Here is a 20,655-nt window from a genome sequence, read left to right on the forward strand (position 1 = left end):
GGACGACGAAACGACCGACTCGTACCAGGCGCGCCGAGCGGGCGGGCCGGGACGGCGGGTACGGCTCACGCCGATCGGGTGCGCCGCACCCGCACGAAATGGGAAAGACAGGCATATGACTCAGGTGGAGATCGGGCGCGGCAAGAACGGCCGTCGTGCCTACGCGCTGGACGAGATCGGCATCGTCCCGTCCCGGCGTACCCGCGACCCGGAGGAGGTCTCGATCGCCTGGCAGATCGACGCCTACCGGTTCGAGCTGCCCGTCGTGGTGAGCCCGATGGACAGCGTCGTCTCGCCCGCGACCGCGATCGAGGTCGGCCGGCTCGGCGGCCTCGCCGTACTCGACCTCGAAGGGCTGTGGACCCGCTACGACGACCCGGCGTCCCTGCTGTCCGAGGTCGCCGAACTCCCGGGTGAGGCCGGCACCCGGCGGCTCCAGGAGATCTACAACGCGCCGATCAAGGAGGAGCTGATCGGCCGCCGCATCGCGGAGATCCGCGAGGCCGGGGTGACCACGGCCGTCCGGCTGTCCCCGCAGCGAACGGTCCAGTACCACAAGGCCGTCATCGACGCGGGCGTGGACATCTTCGTGATCCGCGGCACCACGGTCTCCGCCGAGCACGTCTCCGGACGCGCCGAGCCGCTGAACCTCAAGCAGTTCATCTACGAGCTCGACGTCCCGGTGATCGTGGGCGGCTGCGCCACCTACACCGCCGCGCTGCACCTGATGCGGACCGGCGCGGCCGGCGTGCTGGTCGGCTTCGGTGGCGGCGCCTCGCACACCACCCGCACCGTGCTGGGCGTGGCGGTCCCGATGGCCACCGCGATCTCCGACGTGGCCGCGGCCCGCCGCGACTACATGGACGAGTCGGGCGGCCGCTACGTCCACGTGATCGCCGACGGCGGCATGGGCACCTCCGGTGACATCGCCAAGGCCATCGCCTGCGGCGCGGACGCGGTCATGGTCGGCTCGCCGCTGGCCCGGGCCGCCGAGGCCCCCGGACGCGGCTTCCACTGGGGCTCCGAGGCCCAGCACCCCGAGCTGCCCCGGGGCAAGCGGGTGAAGTTCGACACGGTCGGGACGCTGGAGCAGATCCTGCACGGCCCCTCCTCGGTCGCCGACGGCTCGATGAACCTCATGGGCGCGCTCAAGCGCACGATGGCCACCGCCGGGTACTCCGACCTGAAGGAGTTCCAGCGCGTCGAGGTCGTCGTCGCCCCGCAGGGCAGCTGACGTCCCGCCCCCGGCGCCCTGAGGCCGCGGCGCCGGGGGTACGGCCGCGTGGCGGCCGTGGAACGCGCGACGTCGGACAAACGTGAGTGACGGGCGCGAAAATGACGTATGACGGAAAATCTGTGAACATTCCCCTGTGCCCGATGACCCACGGCTCCGCGTCGCCCTCAGCGAGGGGCCGTTCCACGCAGCGCTGCGTGCCGCGGTGGAGGCGCGGGGCCTGACCCTGGAGCGGCTCCGCCGGGGACTGGAGGAGCGCGGGCTACGGGTCGGGATGACGAGCCTGAGCTACTGGCAGCAGGGTCTGCGTCGTCCGGAGCGGCCCGAGTCGCTGCGCGCCGTACGCGGGCTGGAGGAGATCCTCGCCCTGCCGCCGCGATCCCTGATGGGGCTTCTCGGCCCGCCGCGCCCCCGGGGCCGCGGGCAGGGCACGCGGTCCCCGGAGGACGACGGGGGGCCCGCCGCCCCGCCCGCCGGATCGGCGCACACCCTGTCGGCGCTGCTCCACGACCTGGACGGGGTGGCCGACGACCGCCGCCTGCACGTCACCGCGATGTACGAGACCTTGCAGATCGGGGCCGACCGCAGCGCCACGCGGCGCGAGACGCTTCAGGTGGTGCGGGCCCGCCGGGACGATCCCGACCGGTTCATCATGGTCTACCGGGGCGACCTGGGATGCGACGTGGAGCGCGTGCGGATCAGGGCGCTGGAGGACTGCCGGGTCGGCCGGATCCGGCGCGACGGTGCGACCGCGCTGGTGGTGGCCGAACTGCTGTTCGGCCGGGCGCTGGAGGCGGGCGAGACCCAGGTGATCCGTTACGAGCTCGCCGACCCGAGCGGCGTGGAGACCACCGAGTACGAGCGGATCTTCCGGCTCCCCGCCGACCAGTACGTCCTGCGGGTCGCCTTCTCCCCGGCCGCGCTCCCGGCCCGCGTGCGCCGCTTCACCTGTCACACCCCCGGCCGGGGCGAGCGCGAACCGGGAGCCCATCGGTCAGGAGAGCACGGGCCGGACGACCACGGGCCGGGAGCCCATCGGTCAGGAGAGCACGGGCCGGGAGAGCACGGGCCGGACGCCCACGCTTCCGCATCGGACGGGTACGAGCGGGTGGAGACGGAGCTGACCCTCAACGCGCACCACGCGGCCCACCTGGTGACCGGGCCGTTCGGACCCGGCACGGTCGGCGTCCGCTGGGACTGGCCCTGATCGGTCCGCCCGGTGCCCGGGCCCCGAGGCGGCCTTCCGGCGCGCGGAGGTGCCGTGCCTCCGCCGCCAGACCTTCCGGAGAGCCCGGTGACCCCGGCCTCTGCAGAACCCGGTGACCCCGGCCCTCCGGAAAGCCGGCCGGGGACACCCGGGCTCAGCCCGCCAGGACGCCCAGGAGCCTGGTGACCTCGGCGGCGACGGCCGTACGGCCCGACCCCAGGTACCTGCGGGTGTCCACTACCTTCTCGTCGGCCGCCAGGTGCTCGCGGACCGCGCGGGTGAAGGCCGCGTTGAGGTGCGTGGCGATGTTGATCTTCTTCATTCCCTGCCGTACGGCGGCGCGCAGGGTCTCGTCGGGCACGCCCGAGGAGCCGTGGAGCACCAGCGGCACCGGTACGGCGGCACGCAGCCTCCCGATCAGCTCCAGGTCGAGGACGGCGTCCTTGACGGTCATGGCGTGGGAGCTGCCCACCGCCACGGCCAGCGCGTCGACGCCGGTCCTGGCGACGTAGTCCACCGCCTCGTGCGGCCTGGTCCTGACGCCCGGCGCGTGCACCCCGTCCTTGCCGCCGACCTCGCCGAGCTCCGCCTCCACCCAGACGCCGCGTCCGTGGCACAGCGCGACCACCTCGGCGGTGGCCGCCACGTTCTCCTCGTCGGGCAGCGCCGAGGCGTCGAACATCACCGAACCCAGGCCCAGCTCCAGGGCCTCCTCCACCAGCGCGCGGTCGGTGGCGTGGTCGAGGTGCACCGCGACGGGGACCGCCGCCGCGCGGGCCACCGCGAGCGACGCGGCCGCGATCGGGGCCAGTGCTCCGTGGAAGCGGACGCAGTTCTCGCTGATCTGCAGCACGACCGGCATGCCCGCGTCCTCCGCGCCGGCGACGATCGCCTCGGCGTGCTCCAGCTGGATGACGTTGAACGCGCCGACGCCCGCCGGGGCGGCGTCGATGATGTCTCCGATGCCGGCGACAGGCATGGTCACTCCTTCGTCAGGGGGCCGGGACCCGGTTCTTCGGGGACCCGGTTCTTCGGGGGGTCGGGGTTCTTCAGGGCCCGGGATCCGGGGGACGGGTCATGGGCGGATCGGGTCCACCCGGATGCCGGGGTGGACCCGCCGGAACGTCTCCTCGTCGAAGTCGCCCGCGACCGGCGCCGCCACCGCGGCCGCCCCCAGGGCAGCCGCGCGGCGCAGCCGGTCCGGCCAGGGCGTGCCCTCCACCAGGCCCAGCGCCAGCCCCGCGACGAGCGCGTCACCGGCCCCGGTCGGGTTCCCCGCCACCCGGTACGGCATGGCCGCCCGCCAGGCCCCCTCGGGGGTCACCGCCAGGAGCCCGTCCGCGCCGAGGGAGACCACGACCGACTCCGCTCCGTCGCGCCGCAGGACCTCGGCCCCGGCCAGCGCGCCGGCGACCGGCGCCTGCCCGATCTCCGGAAGACCGATCTCCGGAACACCGGTTCCCGGGCCACGAGCCTCCGAACCGCTGTACCGCGCCCCGCCGCCCCCTGGAACGCCGTCCCGCGTCCGGGGGTCCACGGCGGACAGGGCGCGGGCGAGCTCCTCGGCATTGGGCTTGAGGACGGCGGGACGGCCCGCCGGGGCGGCGCGGAGCGGCTCGCCGTCGGCGTCCACGATCGCCGGGACGCCCCGCTCGCGGGCCCGTGCGGCGAGTTCGGCGTAGAAGGCGGCCGGGACCCCGGGAGGCAGGCTGCCGGAGATCACGACGGCCGCGGCCCCTCGGAGCCGCCGGTCGTAACCGCGCAGGAAGTCGTCCAGCTCCGCATCGGTGACCACCGGGCCGGGCTCGTTGAACAGGGCCGTGCGCGGATCGGCCGTCCGGGCCGGGGCCGCGTCCTCCCGTACGGAGCCGGAACCGCGCGGAACACCGGGGGCGTCCGGGGGCGTACCCGTCCGTGCCGGATCATTCGGGACCGTACCCGCAGGTGCCGGATCATCCGGGGAGGCGCCGGGCGGGGCCGTGCCGTACGGGAGTGGAGCCGGGTCGCAGACCGCGAGGGTGGCGCGCGATTCGGCGGCGATGGGGGTGAGGGCGGCGGGCAGGCCCGCCGCGGACAGGTCGGCTTCGGCGGCCCCGCCGTTCGGCCCGCCGGCCAGGCCGGTGACGAGGACGTCGCATCCGAGGGCGGCCAGCACCCTGGCCACGTTGATCCCCTTGCCGCCGGCCCTGCGGTGGACGGACCGCACCCGGTTGACGCCGTCCCAGTCGACGCCGCCGGTCACGTAGGTGACGTCCAGCGCCAGGTTGAGCGTGACGGTGAGGATCGTTCCGGAACCGGCGGCGGGGGAGCTCATCGGGGACCTTTCGGCGGGACGCCCGTACCCGGTGGCGGGGGACGTCGGCTCGGGGACTTTCGGCGGCGCGTCCGGCCCCGGCCGGGGCGGGCGCCGGCTCGGGGACCTTCCGGCGGGACGCCCGGACCGGTGGGATCGGGCGTCAACGGGGTTCGGTGATCCAGTTTCCGCGCCTCATGACGCCCGCGACCTCCAGGTCGCCGGTGAGGACCACCAGGTCGGCCTGCCTGCCCACGGAGACGGACCCGAGGCGGTCGTCGAGGCCGAGCACCCGCGCCGGGGTGAGCGCGGTGACCTCGGCGGCCTCGGTCATGGACAGCCCGGCCTCCTGGACGGCGCGGCGGAAGGCGACGTCCATGGTGAGCGTGCTGCCAGCGATGGAGCCGCCCTCGGCGAGCCGGGCGACACCGCCGGTGACCTCGACCTTCATCGGGCCGAGCCGGTAGGAGCCGTCGCCCATGCCGGCCGCCGCCATCGCGTCGGTGACCAGGGCGGTCCGGGCGGGCCCCGCGACGTCGTAGGCCAGGCGGGTCATCGCCGGATGCAGGTGCGCCCCGTCGTTGATCAGCTCGACCGTGACGCGCTCGTCCCCCAGCAGTGCGGCGATCGGCCCCGGCTCCCGGTGGTGCAGCGGCGGCATCGCGTTGTACAGGTGCGTCGCGACACTCGCGCCGGCGTCGATGCCGGCGAGGGTCTGCTCGTAGGTGGCGTCGCTGTGACCGAGGGCGGCGATCACGCCGCTGCCCGCCGCCTCCCGGACGGTGTCCAGCGCGCCGGGCAGCTCCGCGGCGATGGTGAGCATCCGGACGTGCCCCCTGCCTGCCGCGAGCAGCCCGGCGAGCTCCCCGGGTGAGGGGTCGCGCAGCAGGGCCGGGTCGTGCGCGCCGCAGCGCGCCCGGGAGATGTAGGGGCCCTCGAAGTGGACGCCTGCGAGCAGGCCGTCCTCGCACAGGTCGGCCAGGGCGGAGGTGGCGCGGGTCAGGTCGTCCAGGCTCGCGGTGACCAGGCTCGCCATCAGCGTGGTGGTGCCGTGCCGGGCGTGCAGATCGGCGATCCGGCGCGCCTCGTCCTGGTCGCCGTTCGGGAAGGAGCCGCCCGCCCCGCCGTGGCAGTGGATGTCGACGAAGCCCGGAACGACGTACCGGCCCGCGAGGCTGTGCCCCGGCCCGGGGGCGGGGCCCCGGCCCACGTGGGTGATGCGGCCGTCCTCCACGGTGAGCCAGCCTTCGTGCACGCCTCCGGGGGTCACGACACGGGCGTCGGCGAGAGTAATGCTCATGGTCCTATCCTCTCCGGTTCCCGGCCTGCCCGGTTCGCGGCGGTACGGCGATGGCCGTCATGAGGCGCACGGCCACGGGGGCTCCTTCCCTTCTCGCGCCGGCCGGGGAGTCAGCCGGGGAGGACGACGGAACGGGTCAGGTGCATCGGCCGGTCGGGGTCGAGCCCGGCGGCGCGGGCGCGCGCCACCGCCACCCGCTGCACCCTGACGAGTTCGGCCATGGGGTCGAGGGCGCTCTCCACGAACGATCCGCCGGTGGCCTCCACCTCGCCGCGCAGGCCGCCGGGGGCCTCGCCGAGCATCCAGGTGATCCGGCCGGGCCCGGCGATGCTGATCGGGCCGTGCCGGTACTCCATCGCCGGGTAGGACTCGGTCCACGCCCGGCACGCCTCGCGCATCTTCAGCGCGGCCTCCAGGGCCAGGCCGTACGTCCAGCCGCGGCCCAGGAACGTGAGCTGCTCGGCGGAGACCGGCTCCTCTGGCAGCGGCTCGGCGAGCGCCCGTTCGGCGTCGGCGGCCGCGGCGGAGAGGTCCTCGCCGAGGTGGGCGCGGAGCAGGGCGAGCTGGGTGGTGGCGAAGCGGGTCTGCACGACCGACTCCTCGTCGGCGAAGTCCAGCACCACGACCTCGCCGGCCAGCGTCATGACCGGGGTCGAGGGGTCGGCGGTGATCGCCGTCGTGGGCGTGCCGGCGGCCTTCAGCCGTTCCAGCAGCTCCAGCACCTCGGTGGTGGTGCCCGAGCGGGTCAGCGCGAGCACCCGGTCGTAGGAGCGCCCCGCCGGGGCCTCGGAGGCGGCGAAGGCGTCGGTCTCGCCGTGCCCGGCCCGCTCGCGCAGGGCCGCGTACGCCTGGGCGATGAACCAGGAGGTGCCGCAGCCGACGACGGCCACCCGCTCGCCCCGGCGCGGGAGCGCGCCCGTGGGCACCTCGGCGACGCGGCGCCAGCAGTCCGGCTGCGATGCGATCTCGGCCTCGGTGCGCGTGGTCCCGGCGGTCCCGTCCGTCACGGCGTGCCTCCCATGGTTCGTTTGTGATTGATTTATAGCAGAAATGAGCAAGTTTGCGCAGGGGTGAGTTTCCCGCCGGGCTGTGCCAGGCTGGTCACCGTGAGCCGCTATGAGCGCTGGAACGCGATCCTCGAACTGCTCTCGCAGGAGGGGAGCCTGTCGGTGGAACGGGCCGCCGAGGCTCTCGACGTCTCCACGGCCACCGTCCGCCGCGACTTCGACCAGCTCGCCCAGCAGCAGATGCTCACCCGCACGCGTGGCGGCGCGGTCGCGCAGAGCGTCAGCTACGACCTGCCGTTGCGCTACAAGACGGCCCGCCGCGCCGGGGAGAAGCAGCGGATCGCACGGGCCGCGGCCGAGCTGGTGGAACCCGGCGCGGTCGTCGGTGTGAACGGCGGCACGACCACCTCCGAGGTCGCCCGGGAGCTGGCCCTGCGCGCCGACCCGGAGATCGGCTTCACCCTCGTCACGAACGCCCTGAACATCGCCGCGGAGCTGACCGTGCGGCGGCACGTGAAGATCGTCCTGACCGGCGGGGTGGCGAGGCCGCAGTCGTACGAGCTGATCGGCCCGCTGGCGTCCGGGGTGCTGGAACGGGTCTCCCTCGACATCGCGTTCCTCGGCGTGGACGCGATCGACCCCGAGGCGGGCGCGTCGGCCCGCCACGAGGGCGAGGCCGAGGTCAACGATCTCCTGATCGGCCGGGCGGCCCGGGTCGTCGTGGTGGCCGACGCCTCCAAGGTCGGCCACCGGGCCTTCGCCCGGATCTGCCCGATCGACGCCGTCGACGTCCTCGTCACCGACGAGAGCCTGCCCGGCGAGGCCGCGGCGCGGTTCGCCGAGGCGGGCGTGGAGGTGATCCGCGCCTGACCCCATGCCCGGCTTGCGCCTGGCCCCTAGCCTGACCCCGCGCCCGGCCCGCGTCCGCGCCCGGTCCCGGCTCGCGCCTGACCTCGGTCCGCGCCCGGTCCCGGCTCGTGCCCGGTCCGCCGGTACGGCCCCGCCGTACGGCGGGCGTGGCAGGGGGATGTGGCGCTGATCTCACCCGCCGGACGCTACCCACCGGTAGTGCTTTCCGGTCTTGTGGGGTAGATACCCCGCGCAAGGTGACATTCCAACCCCCAGGGGGATGCAGCATGACGGTGCGAACGAGCACGGCACGCCTAGGTCCCGAGGAGCGGAGCACCGCGCTGGCGCAGATGGCCGCCCGGGAACTCGACGTGGTGGTGATCGGCGGCGGGGTCGTCGGCGCCGGCGTCGCTCTCGACGCGGTCACCCGCGGGCTGAGCGTCGGCCTGCTGGAGGCCCGCGACTTCGCCTCCGGAACCTCCTCCAGATCCTCCAAACTCATCCACGGCGGCCTGCGTTACCTGGAACAACTCAACTTCGACCTCGTCAGGGAGGCGCTGCAGGAGCGGGCCCTGCTGCTGCAGCGGATCGCCCCGCACCTGGTCCGCCCGGTGCCGTTCCTCTTCCCCCTCACGCACACCGGCTGGGAGCGCCCGTACGTCGGGGCCGGCCTGGTGATGTACGACTCGCTGGGCTTCTCCTTCGGGTACACCCGGGGTGTGCCCGGCCACCGCCACCTGTCGCGCAGGAGGGCGCTGCGGCTCTCGCCCGCGCTGCGCAAGTCGGCGTTCACCGGCGCCGTGCAGTACTGGGACGCGCAGGTGGACGACGCCCGCTACGTGATGACCACGCTGCGGACCGCCGCCACCTACGGCGCGCACGTCTCCTCCCGCACGCAGGTGATCGGCTTCCTGCGCGAGGGCGAGCGGGTAACCGGGGTCCGGGTGCGCGACCTGGAGGCCGGGACCGAACTGGACGTGCGGGCCCGGCAGGTCGTCAACGCCACCGGCGTGTGGACCGACGACATCCAGGAGCTGGTGGGCGGACGGGGGCAGATCCACGTCCGCGCCTCCAAGGGCGTCCACCTGCTCGTGCCGCGCGACCGGATCCACTCCCTCACCGGGATCATCCTGCGCACCGAGAAGTCGGTGCTCTTCGTCATCCCCTGGGGACGGCACTGGATCATCGGGACCACCGACACCCGCTGGGAGCTCGACCGGGCGCACCCGGCGGCCTCCCGGGCGGACATCGACTACGTGCTGGAACACGTCAACGCGGTGCTGTCCGTGCCGCTGACCCGCGACGACGTCGAGGGCGTCTACGCCGGGCTGCGGCCGCTGCTGTCGGGGGAGTCGGAGGAGACCTCCAAGCTCTCCCGCGAGCACGTGGTGGCCCACCCGGTGCCGGGGCTGGTCATGGTGGCCGGAGGCAAGTACACGACCTACCGGGTCATGGCCAAGGACGCGGTGGACGCCGTGGCCCACGGGCTCGACCAGCGGGTCCCGCGCTCGTGCACGGACAGGATCCCGCTGGCCGGGGCCGAGGGCTACCAGGCGCTGTGGAACGCGCGGCAGCGGCTGGCGGCCTCCTCCGGGCTGCACGTCGCGCGGATCGAGCACCTGCTCCAGCGGTACGGTTCCATGATCGGTGAGGTTCTCACGCTGATCGAGGAGGACCCGTCGCTGGCGCGGCCGCTGGCCGGCGCCGACGACTACCTCCGGGCGGAGATCGTCTACGCCGCCACCCACGAGGGCGCCCGCCACCTGGACGACGTGCTGGCCCGGCGGACGCACATCTCGATCGAGACCTTCCACCGCGGCCTGGCCGTCGCGCAGGAGGCCGCCGAGCTGATCGCCGGCCCGCTGGGCTGGGGCGAGGAGCAGATCCGGCGCGAGGTGGAGTACTACACCAAGCGGGTCGAGGCCGAGCGCCTGTCCCAGGAGCAGGACACCGACCAGGAGGCCGACGCGGTCCGCCTGGGCGCCCCCGACGTGGTGCCCGCGGTGGTGCCGAGAAGCGCGTGACCGGGTCCGGGCCCGGGGCCGGGACCGGATCACCGAGGTGGGCCGCGGATGGCGACGGCCCCTTGACCAGGCGCCTGGTCAAGGGGCCGCGGTGAGCCGATGGGTCAGTGGGAGAACGCCTGGAACTCGGCGGCGCGGAGCTGGTCCCTGGCGGGGCTCGCGGTCGCGCAGTCGGTGGCGGAGTTGGGGTCGGCGTCCTGCTCGCCGGCGTAGAGCGGGTTGCCGGTGCACTGGGTGGACACCGCCCGCAGCATCAGGTGGGTCGCCTTGGTCGTGGGGATCCGGAACGACTTGATCAGCAGGTCGGCGCCGCGCGGACGCGGCAGCCGGGTGGCGAAGGCGTCCTGCGGGCTGGTGTAGACGACCTTGTAGGACTCCGGTGACGCGCAGTCCCCGGCGGTGGCGTCGCAGGCCAGGACCTCGAAGGCGCGCAGAGCGCTGAAGCGGTTCTGGCCGCCGGGGTCGGCCGGGTCGTTCACGTTGGGCCGCAGCATGGCGCTGACCTGGACCCGGCGGACGGTGGCGGGGGCGGTCCCGGTCAGGTCCACCGTGACGCCCCTGCCCTTGACCGGGCCGGTGAGCGAGGCCCAGTTCGTCGCCTCGGTCTCGTCGATCAGCTTGTCCTGGTTGACCCCGTCGCCGGACGTCGTCGCGCCCAGCGCGGCCGAGGCGAGGTTCTTCGGCAGGGGAAGCGGCAGCGGCAGCTTCACACCGGGCAGCACCGCGAACTTCACCCGGGTGTGCCCGTACCCGGCGCCGGTCACCACGAAGTCGTACACGCCCGGCGTCATCTCCACGGTGTCGCCCAGCTCGGTCGCCGGGTCGGTGTCGGCCACCGGTACGGCGCGGCCCTCGTAGTCGCCGACGTAGAGCCGCAGTTTCGCGTCCTTGGCGTCGAGCAGCGGCTTGAGCTGGAGCTTCCCGTTCTTTCCTGCCGGGTCGGTGAAGCTCGGGGTGGGGTCGGGGTCGTTCTGGCCGTTGCTGGCCGCGCCCTCGCCCAGACCGTGCCCGGCGAACGCCCGCCACATGATGTCCTGGTTCCTGCCACCGAAGCGGAGGGCGTCGGCGGCGAGCAGTGCGTCGCGGTGGTCGACGTAGCTGACCGCGCCGGAGGCCATCAGCAGCAGCGCGTCGAAGGAGACCTGCGCCCAGCGGCGGTTGCCCGGGCACTTCTCCACGGGTGTCCTGCCCTCGGCGCACGCCCTCTGCTGCGCGGGGGTGCCCTTGCCGTACCGGCGCAGGAACGCCTCGCGCACGTCGAACTGGGTGGCCGACCAGATCTCGCCGTCGGCGTGCACCTGCTGGCCGACGATGTCGTAGGCGATGTCGCTGTAGTTCAGCGGCGAGCGGGACATGTCGTAGTTGCGGATGCCCGCCTTCTGGTCGCCGGTGACGTAGCCGCCGGTGACGTACGGCGTCTCGCCCGCGGGGCGGAAGCCGTTCTCGTAGAGGTACTCCATGGCGAACAGGTCGGAGGTGCTCTCGTTCATGGCGCCGGGTTGGGCGCCGCTCCACCCGGCGGTCGGCCCGGCGATCATGCGGCCGGAGATCGCGTGGGTGTACTCGTGGCCGATGACCGACATGTCGTAGTCGCCGTCCACGCAGGGGGAGTAGAACGCGCCGGCGATCGACTGCCACAGGTACATGTTGGTGATCGGGGCGACCCCGTCGGGGCCGGTGATCTGGTTGGCGTTGTCGCGCACGCTGAACACCCGGGCGCCGGCCTGGGCGTTGCCCTGCTCGGGGTCGCCGCCGAGGCCACCGCGGGAGCCGTTGTCCTTCTGCATGTTCCACGCGGTCTCGGTGAAGCCGAGACGGTAGGACCAGTCGTGCATCCGGTTGTGCATGACGTGCAGGTTCGCGATCGCGGCCTCCAGGTCGGCCTCGCCCGGCTGGTCGAAGGCGGCGGGGTCGCACTTCGCGGTGTACCACCGGTTCGTCCACGGGTAGACATATTTGCGGTCCGGCGTGGTCACGTTGCTCCGGGTGCCGACGCTGTACGGGTTGTCGCTGGCGCGGTTCTCGACGGTCCTGGCCGAGTTGCCGACGCTGGTGCGGGTCGGCTCGCCGGTCGCGTGGTCGACGTCCCATGCCCGGCCGGTCGCGGCGTCGCCGGTGACCTGGTCGCAGCCGGGACCGGCGACGTGGCACCAGGTCGCCCGGGTGTCGGACGAGGAGTAGTCGGCCGGCGGGTTCGCGGTGAAGGCGGCCCAGCGCGGGTCGGGGTCGTCGGAGGCGTGGTCCACGAGGTTCTCGCGGGTCAGGATCTCCCCGCTGACCGCGTCCACGTGCGTGGTGTACCCGGCGGGCTCGCCCTCGGCGCCGCCGATGACGACGACCTGGAAGGCGCTGTGCGTCCCGTCGGGCGCGGGCACCGCCACCGGGGTCGCCGTCCTGGTCGTCGCCGTGGCCAGGTCGATCCCGCCGTCCCGGGCGGCGATCTCCAGTGCCCGCTGCGCGGTGATGGCGGCGGCAGGGGGAGGCGCGGTGGAACGTGACAGGGTGGAGGTGACGTGGACCACCTTCCCGCCCGTCACGCCGATCGCCACCTGCCCGTCCACGCCCGCGGGCAGGCCGCCGAACCTCTGCCGCAGCAGTACGGCGTGGCCGTCCCCGATCGGGTTGACCGCGACCTTCTCCAGGGCGTCCACGGCCTCGCCGGACAGTCCGAAGAGGGGCTCGTTGGCCTTGAGGTAGTCCCGCGCGGCCCGTTCGGGGTCGGCGTCCAGCCCTTCGGCGAGCGGTGCGGAGGCGGTGACGACGGCCGGGGTGCCGAGGGCGTTCCACCTGATCGTCGCGGTCCGGGCGGATCTGGCCATCGAGGCCGGGGGCGCGACGTGGCCGCGGCGGTTGTCCACGTCGGGCTTGCCGTGCTGTTCGGCCTGGAAGTCGTGGATCTCGGGGGTCTGCCCCGAGGGCGCCCGCTGGGCGTCGGCGGGCAGGGGAAGGGCGATCACGGCGGCGGCCGCGAGGGCGGTGACGCGTAGCCAGGGTCTGGGGGGCAAAGATCCTCCTGCGCGGGGACGGCCGTCGCCGGCCGGTCACACGTGGCGCACGCGTGATGCGCACACACAACACCGGTTCTTATCTCCTGACAAGATCTTGTAAAAGACGATATGTCGATATAAGGGACCGGCGCGGAGAGCCGGAAAGGCCACGTCCATACGGGATTCCGGACCGCCCCCGGGCGGATCCCGACCCCGGATCGTCCCGGGCGGATCCCGACCCCGGGTCGTCCCGGCCGGATCCCGGTTCCACATCGCCCTGGCCGGATCTCGATTCCGGGTCGTTCCGGCCGGATCTCAGGGAGATCCCGGAGCCGGAGACCGGTCCCGGGGTGGTCCACTGGACGCCGTGGCCCTACGAAGATCCAGCGGTCCCGCCGGGGCCGGCGACCCCGGTGGACCCGACGACTCCGGCGACTCCGGCGGCGCCGCCGGTTCCGCGGGCTCCGGCGGTCCGGACGACCCCGGGGACCCCGCCGGTTCCGCGGGTTCCGGTGGTCCGGACGGCTCCAGCCGCCGCCCGTCGCGTACGGTGACCTGCGCGGCGCTCGCCGGGGCGACGGCACTCGCCGCGGTGTGCGGCCTCGCCGCGCTGTTCGCCGCGGCGGCCCTCACGCCGGTCCCGGCGGTCTTCACGGCCGCCGGCCTCGCGGTGTTCCTGGCGACCGGCTACGCCGCCGCGGCCCTCGTCGCGGCCCGGCGGATGCCGCCGCCGCGCCGCCGCGCGGCCCGCCGGACGATGTTCGCCGCCGCCTCGCTCCTGCCGGCCGCGGTGTTCGCCTGGGCGGCTCTGGTCCCGCCGCCCGTCCCGGCCCCGGCCACCGTCACGGTGCCCGGTGCCCGCCGGGTCGAGGTGTCCACCGGGTCCCGCCTGGAGGTCCTGCGGCTGCCCGCGCGTACCGCCTCCTCGCGTCGCCCGCCGGTCATCGTGCTGCACGGCGGGCCCGGCGTGCCCGACCTGGCGGCCAACGCCCGGGTGTTCGCCCCGCTCACCGGGCACGGATACGACGTCTACCTCTACGCCCAGCTCGGCACCGGGACCTCGACCCGGCTGGCCGACCCGCGCGGCTACTCCGCCGCCCGCGACGTCGCCGACCTGGAGGCGCTGCGCCTCGGCCTCGGCCTCGACCGGGTCGTGCTCGTCGGCCACTCCTACGGCGGCGGGCTCGCCGCACGCTATCTCGCCGCCCACCCGGACCGGGTCGCCGGGCTGGTGCTCATCTCGCCGGGCGCGTCCGACCCCGCAGACACCAGCGGGAACCTGGCGAGTGCCCGCCTGGACACCGGGCGGAAGATCAGGATGTACGCCGAACTGCTCGCCCCGCGCGCCCTCCTCGGGTACGGCCTGCTGCAGGTCAGTCCCGGCGCGGCCCACGCCTTCCTGCCCGACGCCGAGGCCGACGCCCGCAACGACAGGGTCCTCGAACTCGCCGAGCCCGCGCTGCACTGCCGAGGCGCCCGGATCGACCGGCCGGCGCGCGGCAGCGGCTTCTACGCGATGCAGTACCCCCAGTCCGCGGGCGCCCCGGCGCGGAGCGACCCCCGGCCGGCGCTGGCCGGGCTGACCACGCCCACCCTGATCCTCAAGGGGTCGTGCGACTACCTGTCCTGGCGGTCGGCCGCCGAGTACCGTCGCCTGCTGCCCCGATCCCGGCTGATCTACCTGCCGGGCACCGGGCACAACCTCCACCGGGACCGTCCGGACACGGTCCTGGCCGCCGTCCTCGCCTTCCTCGACGGCCGGCCGTCACCGGTCCCGCCGTACGAGGGCGCCGGACCACCCGCGGGCTACGAGGGACCGCCGTAGGAACGGGTACGGCGAAGTCCGGCGGGACCTCATGCCACCGGGCCGCCGGGTCACCGGACGCGGAGACCGGGCCGGTTCCGGTGGCCCGCCGGTCCGTCCCGGCATCCGAGTGGACCGGTGGACCGGCGTCCGGGCGGGCCGCCGGGTCAGCCGAACGGGATCCAGGCCCGGTCGGCGAGGCCGTCCAGGGCGCTGACCTTCAGTCCCAGGTCCGAGACCGTCCACAGGTCGTCGCCGATCACGACCGAACGGCGGATGCCCGGGTCGTAGGCGAAGCGGCCGTTGCCATCGTTCCCCGGGCGGGGGTGCGTGATCGTGCCGGTCCGGGTGACCGAGGAGTCGTCGATCCGCAGGACCAGGGCGCCGCCCATGGGCCGCTCACCGCTCCAGGAGTTCAGCGGGACGACGGCGGTGCCGGTGGCGGGCCAGTAGAGGAAGGCGTGCGGGTCCCACTCGGCCTCGGAGCCGGAGTCCTTGGCGAACATCCGCGACAGCAGGCGCGGGGCGGCCGGGTCGGAGACGTCGAACAGCGACACCTGGGTGCCGAGCGTGCGGCCCTTCTCGCTCGCCTCCTGCCCGATGCCGATCAGCCGTCCGTCGCCCGCCGGATGCAGGTAGGCGGAGTAGCCGCTGATCTTCAGCTCACCGGTCGCCCGGGGGGCCTTCGGGTCGCGCAGGTCCAGCGTGTAGAGCGGGTCCACCTGCCGGAACGTCACCACGTAGCCGATCGGCCCGGCGAAGCGGACCGAGTAGATCCGCTCGCCCCGGCCCAGCCCGCCGACCTCGCCGACCTTCCCCAGGGTCCGGGCGTCCAGCACGTACACGGCGCTGGAGGAGTCACGCTCCCCGGCCGCCGGGTCCGAAGGGTCGGCCGAGGTGGTGGCGACCCGCAGATGCCCCTCGTACTCCGACAGGGAGTACTGGTTGAGCAGCCGTCCGGGGACCTTCCCGGAGGCGACGTAGCGCGGCGCCCCGGGAGCGCCGATGTCGAACCGGTGGATCTCGGTCTCCTCCGGCGGCAGGGACGGCGTCGGCTCGGGAGCCGTCGTCTCAGGGGCGGCCGTCCCGGACGCGGTCTCGGCCGTGGCCGTGACCGTGGGCGGCACGGGGACCGGCTCGGAGGGGGTCGGCTCGTCGCGGGGCGCCTGCGCGGTGTTCGCGGGCGTCGCCGTTCCCGGACCGGGAGCCGGGGACTTCACCGGGACCACCGGTGTCGCCGGGTCCGTCGCGGCGGGTGTGGCCTTCGGCGCGTCCTCGACGGGCGGCTCGACCGGCCGGGGCCACAGCATGCGCGGGTTGCTGGTCACGTACAGGCTGGAGGCGGTGCCGTACACCGTGTCGCCGTCGGCCGCCACGCTGATCGGGTCCGGTGCGGCGATGCCCTTCGCGCCCGCGGCCAGATCGACGCTGTAGACGGTCAGCATCGACGTGCCGGTGTACTCGTCGGGGTGGCTGACCCGCTCGCAGCCGACCGTGCCCTTGGTGACGTGCCCCTCGGCGTCCGTCGTCTCGAACGCCGGCAGCCACGCGCCGACCGGGGCCTTGGCCACGACGTCACGGTTGCGCCTGATCCGCTCGGCGTCCGTCAGGTCGGGGCCGGGGTCGGGGAAGGCGATCTCCGGCTGGCTGCGGACCACGATCCGCACCGTCGAGCCGGTCATCCTGGCGTCCAGGGGCGACCCGGACGCGGTGAGCGTGCCGGTCACCGAGGGCTTGCCCGAGAGGTCCACGAGCACGTACCGCGGCCCGGGGATCGGCGCCCGCTTGGCCATCGCGCCGAAGGGGACCATCCCGCCGCCGGAGAACAGCACCAGCGCCCGGTCGCCGCTGACCAGCAGGTCGGCCGGGGCCCAGCCCTGGTCGCCGTCCACCAGCTTCAGCGTGCCGGTGACCTTCCTGGTGGCGGCGTCCACCACCCGCAGCACGCCCCGGTTGACGACGACCACCCGCCTGCCGTCGGTCTTGACCAGGTCGGGCTCGTCGGCTCCGGCCTCGTGGACATTGGTGGTCGAGTGCTCGGGGACGGCGGTCTTGGCGCGGGCCGCGGAGGTGTCCGAGCGCGCGTCCATGTACATGATCTGCGGCGGGCCCAGGCCCCACGGCCCGACGTTCCGCGCCGCGGCCGACCGCAGCCCCGCCAGCATGTCGTCGCAGCCGTCGTAGGAGACCAGCCTGATCCTGCCCAGGTCGGCCGGCGCCGTACGGCCCGCGTCCTGCCCCGCCTGTTCGCACCCCGAGGCGAGCAGGGCCACGGCGAGGGCCGCGGCGAAGGTGGAGGTGAGGGTGGTGCGGGCGGGGGTGAGGGCGGCGCGGAACGCCGGGCGGGAGGCCGCGCGGGATACGGCGCCGGCCGTACCTGTGGATGTCCTCATGCCCCTACGACGGATCCGGGCCGTGTCCGGTTCGAAGGCTTACCGACCGGTAGCCAGAGCGGCCGCTCCCGAATATTCTTCGAGCATGGCTGTCACCCTTGGCGCTACCAGGACCCTCGACCCGACCATGGTCGAACGCGTCGCCCGGCAGGTGGTCTCGTCCGGAAAGACCCAGGAGATCGTCGCGCCGTTCACCGGCGAGGTCCTCGCCGAGCTGCCCGTCTCCACCGCCGACGACGTCCGCGCCGCCCACGCCCGGGCGCGCGAGGCCCGCGCCGCCTGGGCCGCGCTGCCCGCCGCCGAGCGGGTCCGGCCGTTCATGCGGCTGCACGACGCCATCCTCGACCGGCGCGAGGAGATCCTCGACGTCGTGCAGTGGGAGACCGGCAAGGCGCGCAGGCACGCCTTCGAGGAGGTCCTCGACGTCGCCGGCTGCACGCTGTACTACGCGCGCCGGGCCCCCGGCCTGCTGGAGACCCGCCGCCGCGCGGGCATCTTCCCCGTCGCGACGCGGACCACCGAGGCGCGCCGGCCCAAGGGGACCGTCGCGCTGATCTCGCCGTGGAACTACCCCCTCTCGCTCGGCGTCACCGACGTGGTCCCGGCGCTGCTCGCGGGCAACACCGTGGTGCACAAGCCCGACACCCAGACCGCGCTGTCCACGCTGTGGACGATCGACCTGCTGGTCTCCCTCGGCATGCCCCGGGAGATCTGGCAGGTCGTCCTCGGCGAGCCCGCCGAGATCGGCGACCCGCTGCTCGACGGCGCCGACTACGTCGCCTTCACCGGTTCCACCCGGGGCGGCCGGAAGATCGCCGAGGCGGCGGCCCGGCGGCTGATCGGCTGTTCGCTGGAGCTCGGCGGCAAGAACCCGATGCTCGTGCTCGACGACGCCGACCTCGACGTCGCCGCCCAGGGCGCGGTCCGCGCCTGCTTCACCAACGCCGGGCAGCTGTGCATCTCCGTCGAGCGGCTCTACGTCCACGACGCCGTGTACGACGCCTTCGCCGAGCGGTTCGTCCGCCAGGCGAAGAACATGCGCCTGGGCGCGGGGCTCGACTGGAGCGTCCAGATGGGCTCCCTCACCTCCCGCCGCCAGCTCGACGCGGTCACCGCCCACGTGGACGACGCCGTCGCCAAGGGCGCGGTCGTCCTGGCCGGCGGCAGGGCCCGGCCGGACCTCGGCCCGCTGTTCTACGAGCCGACGATCCTGGCGGACGTGGACGACAGCATGACCCTGTGCCGCGAGGAGACGTTCGGCCCGGTCGTGTCGCTCTACCGCTTCACCGGCGAGGACGAGGCGGTCGAGCGGGCCAACGACACCTCCTACGGTCTCAACGCCTCCGTCTGGACGCGCGACGTCGCCCGCGGCCGCGCGCTGGCCGCCCGGATCAAGGCCGGGACGGTCAACATCAACGAGGGGTACGGCGCGGCCTACGCCTCCTACGACGCACCCATGGGCGGTATGAAGTCCTCCGGTCTCGGCCGCCGCCACGGCGCCGAGGGCCTGCTGAAGTACACCGAGGCGCAGACGATCTCCAGCCAGGCGACCTGGATGGGCTTCGAGCCGATCCTCGGCATGACGTACGACAGGTACGCCGACACCCTGGCCGGGCTCCTCAAGGCCATGAAGCGGCTGCACCTGAAGTAGGGGGGCGGGCCGCGTGCGGAAACGGGGCGCCCCGGCCGGGCGCGCCGGCGCGCCCGTGCCCCGGACACACGGGCGCGCGCCGGGATCCCGCCCCGTCCCCGCCCGATGCGCCGGGCGTCCCCCGTCACGGCCCGAAGGGAAATCGCGGAATGTTCAACTACGACGTGCTCGTCGTCGGCTCCGGGTTCGGCGGCAGCGTCACGGCGCTCCGGCTGACCGAGAAGGGCTACCGGGTCGGGGTGCTGGAGGCCGGGCGGCGGTTCGACGGGAACACGCTGCCGAAGACCTCCTGGCGGGTCCGCGACTTCCTGTGGGCGCCGGCGCTCGGCATGAAGGGCATCCAGCGCATCCACGTGCTGCGCGGCGAGAAGGGCACCGGCGTGATGGTCCTGGCGGGCGCCGGGGTCGGCGGCGGCTCGCTCGTCTACGCCAACACCCTCTACGAGCCGCTCGACCCGTTCTTCCGCGACCCCCAGTGGGCGTCGATCACCGACTGGAAGACCGAGCTCGCCCCCTACTACGACCAGGCCCGGCGCATGCTCGGGGTGACGGTCAACCCGACCGTCACCCGCGCCGACGAGATCGTCAGGAAGGTCGCCGACCGGATGGGCGTGGGCCACACCTTCCACCCGGCGCCGGTCGGGGTCTTCTTCGGCCGGCCCGGCGTGGAGGTGGACGACCCCTACTTCGGCGGGGCCGGGCCGCGCCGCCGGGGCTGCACCGAGTGCGGCGAGTGCATGACCGGCTGCCGGCACGGCGCCAAGAACATGCTGACCGAGAACTACCTGCACCTGGCCGAGAAGGCCGGCGCGAGGATCCACCCGGAGACCACGGTCACCTCGGTCCGCCCGCTGGCCGGCGGCGGCTACCGGGTCGAGGTCGCCAGGACCGGGACGCCGTGGCGGCGCCGTACCCTCACGGCCCGGCAGGTGGTCTTCGCGGCCGGGACGTACGGCACGCAGCGGCTGCTGCACCGCCTCAAGGCGTCCGGCGCGCTGCCCCGCCTGTCGGACCGGCTGGGCACTCTGACCAGGACGAACTCCGAGGCGCTGCTCGGCTTCGAGCGGCCGGCGGGCAGCCCGGGGGAGAAGCTCAACCGCGGGGTGGCGATCACCTCCTCCATCCACCCCGACGAGCACACGCACATCGAGCCGGTCCGCTACGGCGACGGCTCCAACGCGATGGGCCTGCTGCGCTCCCTGCTGATCGACGGCGACACCGGCGGTGGCACCGGCGGCGGGGGGACGCCGCGCTGGCGGAAGTTCCTCGGCGAGGCGCTGCGCAGGCCCCACCTGCTGCCGAGGCTGTTCGACCACCGCCGCTGGTCGGAACGCACGATCATCGCCCTCGTCATGCAGGCCAAGGACAACTCGATCACGCTGTCCGCCCGCCGGGGCGTGTTCGGCGGCCGGTTGCGCTCCGGGCGCGGCCACGGTGAGCCCAACCCGACCTGGCTGCCCGCCGGGCACGAGTTCGCCCGCCGGGCCGCCGAGGAGATCGGCGGCATGCCCGGAGGGTCCTGGCTGGACCTGTTCGACATCCCCGCAACCGCGCACTTCCTGGGCGGCTGCGTCATCGGCGCCGACGCGGAGAACGGCGTGATCGACGCCTACCACCGCGTCCACGGATACGACGGCCTGCACGTCGTGGACGGCTCCGCCGTCTCGGCCAACCCGGGCGTCAACCCCTCGCTGACCATCACCGCACAGGCCGAGCGGGCCATGGCCCTGTGGCCCAACCGGGGGGAGACCGACCCACGGCCCGCGCCGGGCTCGCCGTACGCCCGGATCACGCCGGTCGCGCCGCGCAGCCCGGTCGTCCCCGAGGCCGCCCCCGGTGCCCTCCGCCTGCCGATCGCCGGCGTGACCTGACCTCCGGCTCCTCCGCCGGGTCGGGCCGCGCGCTC

Annotated in this window: 13 protein-coding genes; 7 read left to right on the forward strand and 6 right to left on the reverse strand. The window is 74.2% G+C overall.

Features of this window, described 5'->3' with window-relative positions; all coding sequences use genetic code 11:
- Positions 1 to 115: 115 nt before the first annotated feature.
- Together ACFYSC_RS07610 and ACFYSC_RS07615 are read left to right on the forward strand one after the other, a co-directional pair.
- Positions 116 to 1,234, forward strand: coding sequence for a GuaB3 family IMP dehydrogenase-related protein (locus ACFYSC_RS07610; protein ID WP_389958081.1), 1,119 nt, complete (start codon positions 116 to 118; stop codon positions 1,232 to 1,234).
- A 136-nt stretch (positions 1,235 to 1,370) separates the two neighbouring features.
- Positions 1,371 to 2,441, forward strand: a complete 1,071-nt coding sequence (locus ACFYSC_RS07615; protein WP_389958084.1) for a hypothetical protein — start codon at positions 1,371 to 1,373, stop codon at positions 2,439 to 2,441.
- Positions 2,442 to 2,595: 154 nt separating this feature from the next.
- Here the strand turns inward: ACFYSC_RS07615 and ACFYSC_RS07620 are convergent, their stop codons facing one another.
- From ACFYSC_RS07620 to ACFYSC_RS07635, 4 genes are all read right to left on the reverse strand, one after another.
- Complete coding sequence (locus tag ACFYSC_RS07620; protein ID WP_389958087.1) at positions 2,596 to 3,420, reverse strand: ketose-bisphosphate aldolase; 825 nt, start codon at positions 3,418 to 3,420, stop codon at positions 2,596 to 2,598.
- Between the two features lie 96 nt (positions 3,421 to 3,516).
- Positions 3,517 to 4,755: a PfkB family carbohydrate kinase gene (locus tag ACFYSC_RS07625; protein ID WP_389958090.1), complete on the reverse strand. Its 1,239-nt coding sequence runs from the start codon at positions 4,753 to 4,755 to the stop codon at positions 3,517 to 3,519.
- Positions 4,756 to 4,897: 142 nt separating this feature from the next.
- Positions 4,898 to 6,034 (reverse strand): N-acetylglucosamine-6-phosphate deacetylase, encoded by a 1,137-nt coding sequence (nagA, locus tag ACFYSC_RS07630; protein WP_389958093.1) that lies wholly within the window; start codon positions 6,032 to 6,034, stop codon positions 4,898 to 4,900.
- Between the two features lie 110 nt (positions 6,035 to 6,144).
- Positions 6,145 to 7,041: an SIS domain-containing protein gene (locus ACFYSC_RS07635; protein WP_389958095.1), complete on the reverse strand. Its 897-nt coding sequence runs from the start codon at positions 7,039 to 7,041 to the stop codon at positions 6,145 to 6,147.
- A gap of 99 nt (positions 7,042 to 7,140) precedes the next feature.
- Between ACFYSC_RS07635 and ACFYSC_RS07640 the strand changes: the two genes are divergently transcribed.
- Both ACFYSC_RS07640 and ACFYSC_RS07645 read left to right on the forward strand, forming a co-directional pair.
- On the forward strand, positions 7,141 to 7,911 hold the full coding sequence (locus tag ACFYSC_RS07640; protein WP_389958097.1) for a DeoR/GlpR family DNA-binding transcription regulator: 771 nt from the start codon (positions 7,141 to 7,143) through the stop codon (positions 7,909 to 7,911).
- Between the two features lie 266 nt (positions 7,912 to 8,177).
- On the forward strand, positions 8,178 to 9,914 hold the full coding sequence (locus ACFYSC_RS07645; RefSeq protein WP_389958099.1) for a glycerol-3-phosphate dehydrogenase/oxidase: 1,737 nt from the start codon (positions 8,178 to 8,180) through the stop codon (positions 9,912 to 9,914).
- Positions 9,915 to 10,018: 104 nt separating this feature from the next.
- Here ACFYSC_RS07645 and ACFYSC_RS07650 read toward each other — a convergent pair whose 3' ends face one another.
- Positions 10,019 to 12,919, reverse strand: coding sequence for a M36 family metallopeptidase (locus ACFYSC_RS07650; RefSeq protein WP_389958102.1), 2,901 nt, complete (start codon positions 12,917 to 12,919; stop codon positions 10,019 to 10,021).
- Positions 12,920 to 13,268: 349 nt separating this feature from the next.
- On the opposite strand from ACFYSC_RS07650, the gene ACFYSC_RS07655 reads away from it, so the two are divergent.
- On the forward strand, positions 13,269 to 14,726 hold the full coding sequence (locus ACFYSC_RS07655) for an alpha/beta fold hydrolase (protein ID WP_389958105.1): 1,458 nt from the start codon (positions 13,269 to 13,271) through the stop codon (positions 14,724 to 14,726).
- Between the two features lie 146 nt (positions 14,727 to 14,872).
- On the opposite strand, the gene ACFYSC_RS07660 is transcribed toward ACFYSC_RS07655, so the two are convergent.
- Positions 14,873 to 17,098 carry a beta-propeller domain-containing protein gene (locus ACFYSC_RS07660; protein ID WP_389958108.1) on the reverse strand — a complete coding sequence of 742 codons (2,226 nt, stop codon included), beginning with the start codon at positions 17,096 to 17,098 and terminating at the stop codon, positions 14,873 to 14,875.
- A gap of 85 nt (positions 17,099 to 17,183) precedes the next feature.
- Between ACFYSC_RS07660 and ACFYSC_RS07665 the strand changes: the two genes are divergently transcribed.
- Together ACFYSC_RS07665 and ACFYSC_RS07670 are read left to right on the forward strand one after the other, a co-directional pair.
- A complete protein-coding gene (locus tag ACFYSC_RS07665) occupies positions 17,184 to 18,749 on the forward strand; it encodes a succinic semialdehyde dehydrogenase (RefSeq protein WP_389958110.1) in 1,566 nt (521 codons plus the stop codon).
- 149 nt (positions 18,750 to 18,898) lie between these two features.
- Entirely contained in the window at positions 18,899 to 20,620 is a 1,722-nt protein-coding gene (locus ACFYSC_RS07670; RefSeq protein ID WP_389958112.1) for a GMC oxidoreductase, read from the forward strand.
- Positions 20,621 to 20,655 lie beyond the last annotated feature (35 nt).

Source organism: Streptosporangium sp. NPDC004379 (assembly GCF_042873875.1).
In the GTDB taxonomy this organism is placed as follows: domain Bacteria; phylum Actinomycetota; class Actinomycetes; order Streptosporangiales; family Streptosporangiaceae; genus Streptosporangium.